This window comes from Microbacterium binotii, from assembly GCF_021398715.1.
Taxonomy (GTDB): Bacteria; Actinomycetota; Actinomycetes; order Actinomycetales; family Microbacteriaceae; genus Microbacterium; species Microbacterium binotii_A.
This window is the reverse complement of sequence record NZ_CP090347.1, coordinates 2617877-2630049: the sequence shown is the minus strand read 5'-3', so window position 1 is coordinate 2630049 and position 12173 is coordinate 2617877. Positions and strand designations below refer to the sequence as shown.

At 71.5% G+C, this 12173-nt stretch carries 11 protein-coding genes; 4 read left to right on the top strand and 7 right to left on the bottom strand.

Annotated features, from left to right (window positions below; genetic code table 11):
• Window positions 1-61 precede the first annotated feature (61 nt).
• The gene (locus tag LXM64_RS12915) at window positions 62-2605 is read left to right on the top strand and encodes a LuxR C-terminal-related transcriptional regulator (protein WP_234073544.1); all 2544 of its coding nucleotides are present in this window, start codon (window positions 62-64) and stop codon (window positions 2603-2605) included.
• Here the strand turns inward: LXM64_RS12915 and LXM64_RS12910 are convergent.
• From LXM64_RS12910 to LXM64_RS12900, 3 genes are all read right to left on the bottom strand, one after another.
• A complete protein-coding gene (locus tag LXM64_RS12910; protein ID WP_234073543.1) occupies window positions 2541-3848 on the bottom strand; it encodes an MFS transporter in 1308 nt (435 codons plus the stop codon). The two genes, LXM64_RS12915 and LXM64_RS12910, sit on opposite strands and share 65 nt — an antisense overlap.
• Before the next feature lie 76 nt (window positions 3849-3924).
• The gene (locus tag LXM64_RS12905; RefSeq protein ID WP_234073542.1) at window positions 3925-5157 is read right to left on the bottom strand and encodes an MFS transporter; all 1233 of its coding nucleotides are present in this window, start codon (window positions 5155-5157) and stop codon (window positions 3925-3927) included.
• Entirely contained in the window at window positions 5154-5732 is a 579-nt protein-coding gene (locus tag LXM64_RS12900; RefSeq protein WP_234073541.1) for an ArsR/SmtB family transcription factor, read from the bottom strand. The genes LXM64_RS12905 and LXM64_RS12900 overlap by 4 nt, the downstream gene beginning before the upstream one ends.
• A 236-nt stretch (window positions 5733-5968) precedes the next feature.
• Here LXM64_RS12900 and rplM point away from each other — a divergent pair, with 236 nt between their 5' ends.
• From rplM to glmM, 3 genes are read left to right on the top strand one after another with little or no spacing between them, the layout of a single operon-like run.
• Window positions 5969-6415, top strand: coding sequence for a 50S ribosomal protein L13 (gene rplM / locus LXM64_RS12895; RefSeq protein ID WP_137419039.1), 447 nt, complete (start codon window positions 5969-5971; stop codon window positions 6413-6415).
• Window positions 6416-6441: 26 nt separating this feature from the next.
• Window positions 6442-6915, top strand: coding sequence for a 30S ribosomal protein S9 (gene rpsI / locus LXM64_RS12890; RefSeq protein WP_307319820.1), 474 nt, complete (start codon window positions 6442-6444; stop codon window positions 6913-6915).
• 8 nt (window positions 6916-6923) lie between these two features.
• Window positions 6924-8279, top strand: a complete 1356-nt coding sequence (gene glmM / locus LXM64_RS12885) for a phosphoglucosamine mutase (RefSeq protein ID WP_234073540.1) — start codon at window positions 6924-6926, stop codon at window positions 8277-8279.
• Between the two features lie 6 nt (window positions 8280-8285).
• Here glmM and LXM64_RS12880 read toward each other — a convergent pair whose 3' ends face one another.
• The 4 genes from LXM64_RS12880 to LXM64_RS12865 all read right to left on the bottom strand — a co-directional run bounded on the left by LXM64_RS12880 (window position 8286) and on the right by LXM64_RS12865 (window position 12053).
• Complete coding sequence (locus LXM64_RS12880) at window positions 8286-9398, bottom strand: sensor histidine kinase (protein ID WP_234073539.1); 1113 nt, start codon at window positions 9396-9398, stop codon at window positions 8286-8288.
• Window positions 9395-10036, bottom strand: coding sequence for a response regulator (locus LXM64_RS12875; protein ID WP_234073538.1), 642 nt, complete (start codon window positions 10034-10036; stop codon window positions 9395-9397). The genes LXM64_RS12880 and LXM64_RS12875 overlap by 4 nt, the downstream gene beginning before the upstream one ends.
• Window positions 10037-10120: 84 nt before the next feature.
• The gene (locus LXM64_RS12870) at window positions 10121-10813 is read right to left on the bottom strand and encodes a TetR family transcriptional regulator (RefSeq protein WP_234075483.1); all 693 of its coding nucleotides are present in this window, start codon (window positions 10811-10813) and stop codon (window positions 10121-10123) included.
• A 307-nt stretch (window positions 10814-11120) separates the two neighbouring features.
• Window positions 11121-12053 carry a Ppx/GppA phosphatase family protein gene (locus LXM64_RS12865; RefSeq protein ID WP_234073537.1) on the bottom strand — a complete coding sequence of 311 codons (933 nt, stop codon included), beginning with the start codon at window positions 12051-12053 and terminating at the stop codon, window positions 11121-11123.
• Between the last annotated feature and the right edge of the window lie 120 nt (window positions 12054-12173).

The following is a 12173-nucleotide window of genomic DNA, read 5'->3' as shown; positions in this document are numbered from 1 at the left end:
TCGTAGGGTGGAGTCGGCGGCGGGGTGCTCGACACCCGGGCACGTCGCCGGAGACGACCCGATGAGCCTGTCCGCTGTGCCGCGCGCCGGCGTCGGCGTCCTCGCGCGACCCCGACTGGTGGCCGCGCTCGACGACGCCGCTCCGCTGGTCGTCCTGCACGCCCCCATGGGGTACGGCAAGACGGTTGCGATGGCGCAGTGGGCGCGCGGCACCGCGCACCGCGGCGTCTGGATGCGGGTGCGCGACGGCGGCGGCGAACCGCGACCCTTCGTCCAGCAGCTCGCCGCGCAGCTCGTGGATGCCGGGCTCCTCGACGACGGGAACCCGCTCCGCACGGCCGCGGAGACCCTCGCCGTCGACGACGATCCGTGGGGTCTGCTCGCTCGCGGGCTCCGGCGCCGGCCCGGCCTGCTCGTGGTCGCCCTCGACGATGGTGACCGGCTCTCCGACGTCACCGTCCGAGGGCTCATCGACCTCCTCGCGGACGTCCCCCAGCTGCTCGTGCGCGTCACGGTCCGTCGCGCCTCCCTCTTCACCGAGCCGAGCCTCGCGGTCCTCGTCGACGCCGTCATCGTGGGCAGGGGAGAGCTGTCCTTGACCGCATCCGAGGCGCTCGAGCTCACCGGCGACGCCCAGGCCGCGGACCAGATCGTCGCGGGCGGCGGCGTGCCCGCTCTCGCCCGCATGCTCACGCTCGGCGACGTCGGTGCCCCAGGGGTGAACGTCGAACAGGCCGCCCGGTCCCTGCTGCGATTGCGGGGCGGGAACTGGGACGATGCGTTCGTGGCGTTCCTCGAGACGGTCGCCGTCGCCGACGCGCTCGACGTGCGCCTGGCCGAGGCGATCTCCGGCCGAGCCGACGCGCTGCGACTCCTCGAGACGGCGGAGGCGGAGGGGCTCGGCTCCTGGGAGACACCCGGTCCGAGAGACTCCACCGCCGTGTTCGTCTTCTCACCGTTCCTCCGTCTGGCCGCGGAGGAGAGTCTGCGTCGCGAGCGTTCGCGACCCGAGGTGCGCGAGATCATCCGACGGGTCGCGCGCTGGGAGCTCGAGCGGGGCTTGGCGTTCTCGGCGTTGCGACGCGCGGCGGAGATCGACGATGCATCGCTCGTGGACGAGGTCCTGCGGCGGCACTGGAACGAGCTGCTCACGTACCGCGGTCGTCTGACGGAGCTGTTCGCTCACGTGCCGCTGCTGTCGTTGCGTACCCGGCCGCTCGTGGCGATGGTGCTGGCGATCGTCGCGAACGCGAGCGGCACCCAGCGTCTGCGCGCGCTCGAGTACTTCGGCCTGGCCATCTACGGAGCCAGGATGCAGCGGGCCAGCGCACCGCCCGCCGACCGCGTGCTGCTCCGGGCGATCGAGACGACGTCCTACCGCGTCTCCGGGCGCTCCGGTGCGCTCGCCGCCGCCCGCGACGGCTACCGCGCACTGCAGGAGATGGACGCGGCCGAACGGGACCGGTTGGGACGCAATGAGCCCACCGTGTACAACCAGATCGGCACGTCGCTGTTCTACGGGGGCCTCACCGCCGAGGCGCTCGACTGCTTCCGCCGTTCGACGGCCGTCAGCGACGCGAAGGGTCTGTTCGCGGGGCTGCAGGGACTGGCGCTGACCGCCGGGGCGCTCGCCGTGACCGGCGAGGTCGGCGAGTCACGAGAGGTGATCGACGAAGCGCTCTCGCGCGCATGGCCCGAGCGCTGGATCGACGGGTATCCGGGGAGCTTCCTCCAACTCGCGCGCGGCTTCTCCGCCCTCGAAGGCGGTGATCCGGATGCGGCGGACGCCGCCCTCCGCATTCTGGACGCGCACCGTGCGACGATCGAGCACTGGCCGCTGCTGACGCACCTGGACGTGCTCATCGCCCTGGCGCAGGGCCGGGTGGGTTCAGCGCACGCCGTGCTCGCGAACGCGCTGCGCACCCAGCAGGCGCGTCACGCGACGTCCGAGCTGACGCTCAGCAGGCTGCGCCACACGCGCGCTCTCGTGCTGCTCGCGGCGGGAGATGCCGCCGGGGCGGAGCGGGTCGTGGCGAAGGACAAGGATCCCGTGCGGCGCGGCGTGAGCCTGGGACGCATCGCGCTGGCCGCCGGCGACGTGGAGGGTGCCGTGCGCGTGCTGCAGGCCTCGGCGGGCATGGCCGCATCCGCTCGCATCGAGTCGGAGCACCTCGCGCTCACCGTCGGCGCGCTCGCTCTGGGGGGCACCGACCCGGACGGAGCCCGGCGGATGCTGGATCGTCTCGCGGTGGTGCTCGAACAGCGCGCCCTGCTGGTGCCGCTGGCGATGGTGCCGGCCAACGCGCTCGAGGCCATCGCAGAGATCGCGGTCGATCCCGATGTGCAGGAGCTGATCGCGCGTGCCGGGCGGATCGGCATGATCCCGGCTACTCGTCGTCGTGTGCAGCTGACGCCTCGCGAGATCGCGGTGGCCGACGAGCTGACCCGCAGCGAAACGGTCGCCGAGATCGCGGCGGCGTTGGTCGTCTCGCCGAACACCGTGAAATCCCAGCTGCGCAGTCTCTACCGCAAACTCGGTGTCAGCTCGCGTGTCGACGCCCTTCGTGCGCTCGCGGCGCTGGATCTGCCGGGGTCGGAGCACTGACGGGGCGGCGCGCGTACGAAGCGACGAGGCGCAGCAGCACCAGCGCGAGGAGCGCCACCGCCGCCGCGGTCACGTACAGGGCGACGTAGTTGCCGCCGCGCCCGCCGAGTGCATCGCCGCCCGTGGCGAGAAGCGCCGCAGCCGCCAGCGGGCCGACGACCTGGGGGATGGTCTCGGTCGCGTTGAGGATCCCGAGGTAGGCGCCCGTGCGTTCGGCGGGGATCGTGCGCAGCGCGAGGGCGAAGTCGACGGCGAAGAAGGTGCCCATGGCGAGGCCGCCCACGAGCGCACTCGTCCACAGCTGGATCGGCTCCGCGGCGAAGGCGCGCAGCAGAGAGGCCGCCATGAGACCGACGATGGAGGCCGCGAGGAACGGCCGGTAGTCGCCGCGGCGACCGGCGAGCAGTCCCATCGTGACGGCGGCGACGACGATGGCGCCGCCGCCGAGCACGGTGGACAGAGAGGTGATGCTCGTGGCCGACGCCTGATCGCGCAGCATGCGGTCCATGACGAAGTACAGGGTGAAGGCGGTGGTCAGTGAGAACGCCGATTGCAGGAGGAGCCGCTGCACCCATACGACGGCGAAGCCGGGGGCGAGGGTGAAGCGAGGACGACACGAGGGGCGGGAGGGGGGACCGACGGTCGCGACGGCGGTATCCGGGACGAACAGGACGCACAGGACGACCGCGATCACCGCAGCGGCGGGCATGATCGCCGAGGCGAGCGCCAGCTGGCTGGGGAGGGTCGCTGCGATCACGAGAGGGGGGACCGTGCCGAGGAAGGCGGCCGCCGCGAAGATCCCGGAGGCCCCCGCTCGCCATCTCTCCTCGACCGTGTCGGCGAGCTGGGCGGCCGCCGTGGCCAGCACCGCGTTGTAGCAGACCTGCATCCCGATCCACGCGAGCACGAGGGTGAACAGGTCGCCCGCGCCCAGCAGCCACCAGGTCGCCAGCGGCCCGGTGACCGCTCCGGCCAGCATCCAGGGGCGTCGTCTGCCCCACCCGACTCGTGTGCGGTCCGAGAGGAACCCGACGAGCGGGTTGGCCACGATCGCGGCGAGGGCGCCGGCGGCGATGACCACGGCGAGCGTGCCCGCGCGATCGGCGGCCGGCACCAGCGCCGCCACCCGCACCGGGAGTCCCACGACCGCCGGAGCGGTCAACGCTCCGAGAGCGGCGAGGTTGACGGCGGCGAGGAAGGGGACGGTGCGCAACGCGCGGACGGGGGCGACGGCGTCGGGCATCACAGCCTTACGTTACGGAATGGCCGCGTGCCCGGGCCGCGCCGGGGTCGATCTGTGGACGCAGAGTCCATGGCTCTCACGTTCGGCCGGCCGCGCGCTCGGCCCGCCAGGCCGGCAGATAGCAGAGCGCACCGAACACGCTGAAGGCGCCTGCGACCGCGAAGGCGATGCCCGTACCGGTGTGCTCGGCCAGCACGGTCAGGGCGAGCAGGCCCGCGCTGTAGACGCCGCCGGAGACCATCGCGTTGGCGGAGAGCACGCTCGCCCGCGTGCCCGCGTCGGCCTGGCGGTGCAGCAGCGTGTTGTGCATGGGGCTGGCGGCTCCGTGCGACAGGTACGCGGCGCCGTACGCGGCGAGCAGGCCCACGGGCCCCGCGACGACGCCCATGACCACCACGAACGCGCCGTTCAGGATGCGGGCGAGCGCCGCGGTGACCGCCACGCCCCATCGCCTGGCCGCACGCCCCGCCAGGAGCGAGCCGAGAGCGAAGAGTCCCCAGGCGGCGGCGGATGCGGGCCCGAACAGCGCGCCCGCAGCATCCTCGCCGCCGGCGAGTTCCGCCAGCCGCACCGGTGTGAGGGTCTCGAACGCGACCATCGCGACGGCCCAGAAGACCTCCACCGCCAGCAGCGCCCGCAGGACGGGGGATCGGCGGACCAGGCGCAGCGCCCCGAGCAGTCCCGACGTGCCGGAGGACGCGCCGCGCACACGACGGCGGGGGCGTGCCGGCTCGACGACGAGGACCGCCGTGACGACGACGCTCACGGCGGACAGCGCGAGACTCACGAGGAACGGCAGCACGAGTGCGGAGCTGCCGGGAAGCGGCGCCCACGCCACGAGCAGTCCGCCGCCGAGCGCTCCCGCCGCGATCGATACGCCGAGCACCGTGGCGGCGCGGGCGAGCCCCTGCTCCACGGGGGCGTCGGGATCGGCGGTGTGCGCCGCGTCGACGTACCAGGCCTCGAGCGGGCCGGAGTCGAGCGTGCGGAACACGCCCTGCAGGAGCATCGCGATGGCGAAGGCCGCCACATCCTGCGCGAGCACGAACAGCACGGTCGACGCGAGTCCGATCAGCGCGGCGATCAGCAGCACCGGACGGCGCCCCAGCGTGTCGGCGAGTCCGCCGGTCGGCAGCTCCAGGACGAGCGCGACGATCCCTTGCAGCGACAGGATCGCGCCGACCTCGACGAGGCTGAGACCGCGCTCCAGCGGAAGGAGCGCGGTGAGTCCGAACGTCACTCCGACCGGCAGCCAGCGCAGCGCGGTCAGCCACAGCAGCCGGCGCTGGGCGCCGGCGGCGTCGATCACGCGTCGTCCAGGTCGAGGGGCCGCGCGAAGGAGGTGACGTGGATGCGGCGTGCCCGTGCGTCTGCCGCGCCCGCATCGCGGTAGCGCGCCATGAGCTCCGCCAGCTCGGCGGAGAAAGCGGCGGCCTGCTCGGGTGTGACGGTCAGCAAGCCGTCGGACAGGCCCAGCACGTCGACCCATTCCGCGGGCCAGTGCTCGGCCGCATCCAGCCAGCGCTCGGCCCCCGCCGCGAACTGACGCACGTAGTCGCGGCTCAGCCACGCCAGCGCGGTCCGGGCGTCTTCGTCGCCGGCGAAGTCGGAGTCGACCCACGAGTGACGCTCGCTCGCCGCACGCCACTCGCGGCGGCGTCCCTCGCCCTCTCCGGTGTCGGTCACGAGTCCCACCTCGCCGAGGGCGCGCAGGTGGTAGCTGGTCGCGCCCGAGTTGGTGCCGAGAGCGCTCGCGAGCTCGGTCGCCGTGGCGGGGCCGTGGGTGCGCAGCCGGCTCAGGATGCGCGAGCGCAACGGATGGGCGAGCGCGCGCACGGCGCGACTGTCGAGGCGGATGGTGCTGTCGGTGCGGGGCTCGTCCATGCCGCGACTCTAGCCATACACAGTTCCTTTGCACAACTTCTGTGCATCAACCCGGTAGCTGCGAAGCGGGGTCGGATGCGGGGGTGGGGGCTTCGGCGTGCTAGGCTTCTCGTTTGGTGCCGCATCCCTGCTGGTCGGTGCCGCGAACGTGAGCCCTCCACTGGCGTCTTCTCATGAGAAGCACCCCGGAGCGGGATTCACGAACCTCTCCGTTCGATCAAGAAAGCAGCACTAACGTGACGCGCACTTTCACCCCCAAGGCTGGCGAGATCCAGCGTGAGTGGCTGGTCATCGACGCGACCGACGTCGTCCTCGGACGCCTCGCCTCGCACGCGGCCACCCTCCTCCGCGGCAAGCACAAGCCCACCTTCGCCAACCATGTCGACACCGGTGACTTCGTCATCGTCATCAACGCCGACAAGGTGGCCCTCACCGGGCAGAAGCTCGAGCAGAAGAAGGCGTACCGCCACTCCGGTTACCCGGGCGGCCTCAAGTCCGTCACCTACTCGGAGCTGCTCGAGAAGAACCCCGTCCGCGCCGTGGAGAAGGCCATTCGCGGCATGCTCCCCAAGAACAGCCTGGGCCGCCAGCAGCTCTCGAAGCTGAAGGTCTACCGCGGTGCGGAGCACCCGCACGCCGCGCAGCAGCCCACGGCTTACGCCTTCGACCAGGTCGCCCAGTAAGCGCCGCTCAGACTAAGGACACTCTCGTGGCGAACATCGAAGAAACCACCAACTACTCGACCGAGACTCCGGCCGACCTCGAGGCTGCGGCCGTCGAGCGTCCCGTGCTCTCCGTCCCCGGCGCCGCCGTGGGTCGTCGCAAGCAGGCCATCGCCCGCGTGCGTATCGTTCCCGGCACCGGCAAGATCACGATCAACGGCCGCACGTTCGAGGACTACTTCCCGAACAAGCTGCACCAGCAGCTCGTGACCGACCCCTTCACGATCCTCAACCTCACCGACGCGTACGACGTGATCGCCCGCATCCACGGTGGTGGCCCGTCGGGTCAGGCCGGTGCGCTGCGTCTGGGCATCGCCCGCTCGCTCAACGGCATCGACGAGGAGAACAACCGCCCGACCCTCAAGAAGGCCGGCTTCCTCTCGCGCGACGCTCGTGTGAAGGAGCGCAAGAAGGCTGGTCTCAAGAAGGCCCGCAAGGCTCCTCAGTACTCGAAGCGCTGACACGCCGAATGGCGTTGTTCGGTACGGACGGCGTGCGGGGGCTGGCGAACGGCCCCCTCACCGCCGATCTGGCGCTATCCCTGGCCCAGGCGACCGCTGTCGTCCTGGGCCAGGGCCGTTCCGCGGAAGCCCGGCGTGCGGCGGGCAAGCGGCCCACCGCTGTCGTCGCGCGCGACCCGCGGATCTCGGGAGAGTTCCTCGCCGCGGCGGTCGCCGCGGGCCTCGCCTCCTCGGGAGTCGACGTCCTGGACGCCGGTGTGCTCCCCACGCCGGCGGCCGCCTTCCTCATCGGCGACATCGACGCCGATTTCGGAGTGATGGTCTCGGCGTCGCACAATCCCGCTCCCGATAACGGGATCAAGATCTTCGCGCGCGGCGGTGTGAAGCTCCCCGACGCCGTCGAGCAGCGCATCGAGTTCGCGCTCGCGGGTCCGAAGCTCCAGCCCACGGGAGCCGCGGTCGGCCGCATCCGTCGCTTCGCCGACGCGGAGGACCGTTACGTCGTCCACCTGCTGCAGTCTCTGCCGCACCGCCTGGACGGCCTGCACGTGGTGCTGGACTGCGCGCACGGCGCGGCCGCCGGTGTCTCTCCCGAGACGTTCCGGGATGCGGGCGCGCGCGTCACCGTGATCGGTGCCGATCCCGACGGGCTCAACATCAACGACGGCGTCGGCTCGACGCATCTCGATCACCTGGCGGCGGAGGTCCTGCGGGCGGGTGCCGACCTCGGCATCGCGCACGACGGCGACGCCGACCGTTGCCTCGCCGTGGATGCGGCGGGCCGCGTGATCGACGGTGATCAGATCATGGCGATCCTCGCCGTGTCGATGCGTGATCGCGGCGTGCTGCGCGACGACACCCTCGTCGCCACCGTGATGAGCAACCTGGGGCTCCACCGGGCCATGGCGGCCAACGGCATCCGTGTCCTGCAGACGGCCGTCGGAGACCGTTACGTGCTCGAGGAGATGAACGCCGGCGGATACGCGCTGGGCGGCGAGCAGTCGGGTCATGTGATCATGAGCGACTTCGCCACGACGGGCGATGGACTGCTGACCGGGTTGCACCTGATGTCCGAGATGGCTCGCCAGGGGCGCTCGCTGGCCGAGCTCGCTTCGGTGATGACCGTCTTCCCGCAGGTGCTCATCAACGTCAAGGACGTCGACCGCACCCGGGTCGCCGATCCGGGTGTCGCGGAGGCCGTCGCTGCGGCGGAAGCAGAGCTCGGATCCAGCGGACGCGTGCTCCTTCGCGCGTCAGGGACCGAGCAGCTCGTGCGCGTCATGGTCGAGGCGGAGGATGCCGAGCAGGCCCAGCGGATCGCGGAGAGGCTGGCGGAGGTCGTGCGCGAGCGTCTCGCTCTCTGAGGCGTCTCAGCCTCGCGGCACCCGGGCGACGAGTTCGGCTCCGGGCTCCGTCGGAGTCAGCACCAGGCATCCGCCCAACCCCTCCAGTCGGTCGGTCAGGCGGCCCAGCCCGCTCAGCGCGGCGGTCGGGTCCACTCCGATGCCGTCGTCGCGCACGCTGAGTCTCACCTCGTCGGGCCCGACGTGCAGGACGACGTCGATCTGTGCGGCCAGCCCGTGCCGCAGCGCGTTCGAGACCCCTTCCTCCGCGACGCGCACGAGCGCGAGCCGACGGCCGAGGTCGAGTTCGGGCTCGGCCCCCGAGGGGACAATCGTGAAGGACGCGTCGATCGCGGCCGGGATGCGGGAGACCAGCGCCCGGAGGGCGGCGACCACTCCGCGGTCGATGCCTTCGGGATAGAGAGTCGCGCTCACGGCGCGCAGTTCGTTCTCGCGCAGGGCGTCCAACTCCTCGCGGATCCGCTCGATCCTGCTGCGCTGATCGCCGTCGAGCGCGGCGGCCACATCACGCAGGTCGGCCTGCAGCATCACGACGCGCCCCTGCAGCGTGCCGTGGAGGGTGTCCGCGATCTCCCGTCGGACGTGGAGCTCCTCGTCGTGCAGCGCGGCCAATGCCGCGGTCGCCTGCGCCGCCTGCGCGAGGCGGGCCCGCTCGGACTCGCGCGCGCGGCGCCGGGACCCGACGCTCTGCAGCGCGAACACGAAGGTCACCGACATGAGGAGCGTCGCAATGGCCGCATCAGCGAGCGCGAGTGCCACGGAGGGATAGATCCCGACGAGGATCTGCGCGGCGGCTCGGCACGCCGCCGCGCACCCCGCGCAGCCGACGAGCACCGCGATGCGAACGATCCCGGTGCGGAAGATCAGGCGTGCGCGGCTTGCGAGGAGCGTGGCGATCGCGACGCCGCAGAGGTTGATGGTCACCCGGATGACGAGATCGCCGAACGGCGATGCGTCCGTGCCGCGCAGGGATACGGCGTTGATCCCGAGCAGGAGGACGGCCTGGGCGCTGATGGCCAGGGAGAGGGTGCCGCCGAGGGCCAGGGCGACGAAGGAGAACTGCCGCTGATCGGCGGCCCGATCCACAAGAGCGATGTCGCTCGGCGGATCTCCGCTCACGCGCTCTCCTCGAGGAAGATGCGCACGGCGCTCACGCGGGGGTTGCGCTCGGCGTCCCCGCCGAGGCCCAGGGCGCTGTAGACGGCGTTGACGTGGTTGTCGACGGAGCGGTCGGCGAGACTGAGGCGGCGGGCGATGGCGGTGTTCGTCAACCCCTCGGCCAGGAGTGTGAGCACTTCGAATTGACGGTTGCTGAGGCCCGCGAGGCGACCGCGCGGGCGCGCGCGGCGACGCTCGACGAGCTCACGATCGAGCACGCTGCGCCCTCCCGCACTTGCGCGGAGGGCGGAGACGAGCGACGGCGCCGACAGCGCGGAGGTCTTGGAGAGATAGCTCCATCGGCGGCGTTGCTCTTCCGGCACGTCGAGCAGGGTGTTGAGGCGGTCCACGGCCGACAGCAGCACGATCGACAGGGAGCTCTGGCGCTCCTGCAGCCGACGGCCCACCTCGATGCCGTCGCCGTCGGGGAGGGTGATGTCCAGCAGCGCGATGTCGAGATCGCGGGGGAAGGCGGCGGTCTCCGCAGCGGAGCCGGCGGCGACGACGAGGTCGAAGTCCGGGACGGCGCGGAGGAGACCCACGAGCATGTCGCGGTAGAGGGGCTGGTCCTCGACGAGTGCGATGCGCAGTCTCGCCACGGGTGTTCCTTCGCAGACAGATGGGTGTGCGCACGGATGGTGGGGATGGGCGCCCCCGTATCTTATCGGCTCACCCGGATGCGCTCAGGCCGTATGACGGGGTTCTCCCACGGCACGGGTCAGGCCCATGAGCAGCGACCAGAACGCCAGTGCGGGCAGCTCCCACGGGACCTCTTCGCCGTCGATGCCTTCGCGCAGCACGACGTCGTCGATTCCTTCGATACCGACGAGACGCTTGCTGGCCATGCCCTCGATGAGCGATGCTCCGGCCGCGGCGATCTGCAGCCAGGTGACTCCGGGAACCGGCTCCCGCTCCACGCGGGCGAGGACCCGCTGATAGATGTCGGCGATCTCCGCAAGGAATCGGGTCTCGCTCGCCGCGAGCGCACGGCGCACCTCCGCCTGTTGGTCGGCGGGAAGCGAGCTCACCGAAACGGAGAGCGCCATGTAGTTCTTCCACTCGGTGGAGGCCATCGTGTCGAGCACGTTCTGTCCGATGGCTCGGCGCACGGACTCTTTCAGAACCCGCTCGATGCCGACGGGGTCGGGCTCACCCTTCGCATCGACCAGGTGGTCCGCATACTGCTCGAAGACCGCGGTCGCGATCTGGATGGTGGCGGCGGAGTAGCCGATCGGATGCGGCCCGCGCGGCTCCAGCAGGCGCAGCATCAACGCGGAGAGCAGCTGGTCCTTGCCGCCGAACGCCGCGAACGCCGAGCTTCGCGGCACACCGACGCGCCGGATGAGCTCTTCCATGTTGAGCTGATGCAGCCCCACGCTCACGGCACCGTCCGCGAGCAGGTCGGCCGCCGCATCCAGAACGCGACGGCGAAGCTCGTCACGAGGGATGCGTCGCGCGCGGCCCGTCTGTGACGAATCGTTATGGACTCTGCGTCCAGAGTCTTGTTGTTCGTCCTGAGTTGGCATATTTTCGTTCCTACCGACGGAAGGTCCTGCTCTCGAGTTGACGGCGGCCGCCAATGGGGGGACGTCGGTACCGTGATCCGCGGGCCGGGTGCAGATGACCCCCCGCGGATCACGGCGGTCAGTCTATGGTCGCCCCGGCCATGCGGGCTATGGGCGATCAGCCCCAGGCCATGGCCTCGATGTAGCGCAGCAGCACGCCCTCGCGCAGCGCCCACGGGCTCACCTCGAGCTCGTCGATGTCCAGCGTGCGCATCGCGGTGTGGAGCACGACCGCGCCCGCGACGATCTGGAACGTGCGATCGGGGGTGATTCCCGGGAGCTCCTGGCGTGCACTGGCGGGCAGGCGCGCCAGGCGCGGGATCCAGGAACCCAGCGCCTGCCGCGGCAGGAGCAGCCGTTCGCTCCCGGACCACCCCGGCGCCGGATAGCCCGCGAGCCGGGCGAGCGAACGGATGGCCTTCGACGACCCGGCCACGTGGTCGGGTCGCGGCAGTGCCTGGAACCCGGCCGCCACGGGGGAGAGCACCTCCGCGGCGTGCGCCCGCAGGCGCTCGACCGCCTCCTCTCCCGGAGGATCCTCGGGGAGGTAGCCGACGGTCATCCGACCGGCGCCGAGAGGAACGGATGCGGCGCGCTCGGGAAGCTCGTCGGAACCGGCGGCGATCTCCAACGAGCCGCCGCCGATGTCGAACAGCAGGATCTGGCCCGCCGACCAGCCGAGCCAGCGCCGGACTGCGAGGAACGTGAAGCGCGCCTCGTCCTCCCCGCCGAGCACCTGGAGAGGCTGGCCGAGCGCCTCCTCGATCCGCGCGATGACGAGCTCGCCGTTGGTGGCGTCGCGCACCGCGGAGGTCGCTGTCGCGAGCAGCTCCGCGACGCCCTCGCGCCGCGCCGTCTCCCGCGCCTCGGCGACCGCATCCTCGAGCGCGCGCACGCCTTCTTCGCTGATCGCGCCCGTGGGGGTGAGGTAGCGCATGAGGCGCAGGACGGTGCGGTGACTCGTCGTCGCGAGAGGCCTTCCGCCGGGGTGTGCATCCGCGACGAGCAGATGCACGGTGTTGGAACCGATGTCGAGAACTCCGAGCCGCACCCGATGAGAGTAGCGGCGTCCGGCTTTGCGCGCGCTGCGAGGGGCAACGCCGCGCCGGTGCGTCAATGCGTGTCGTCATCCGCCGTCACCCGATGTCACGTCGTGACGCGCTCATAGTGA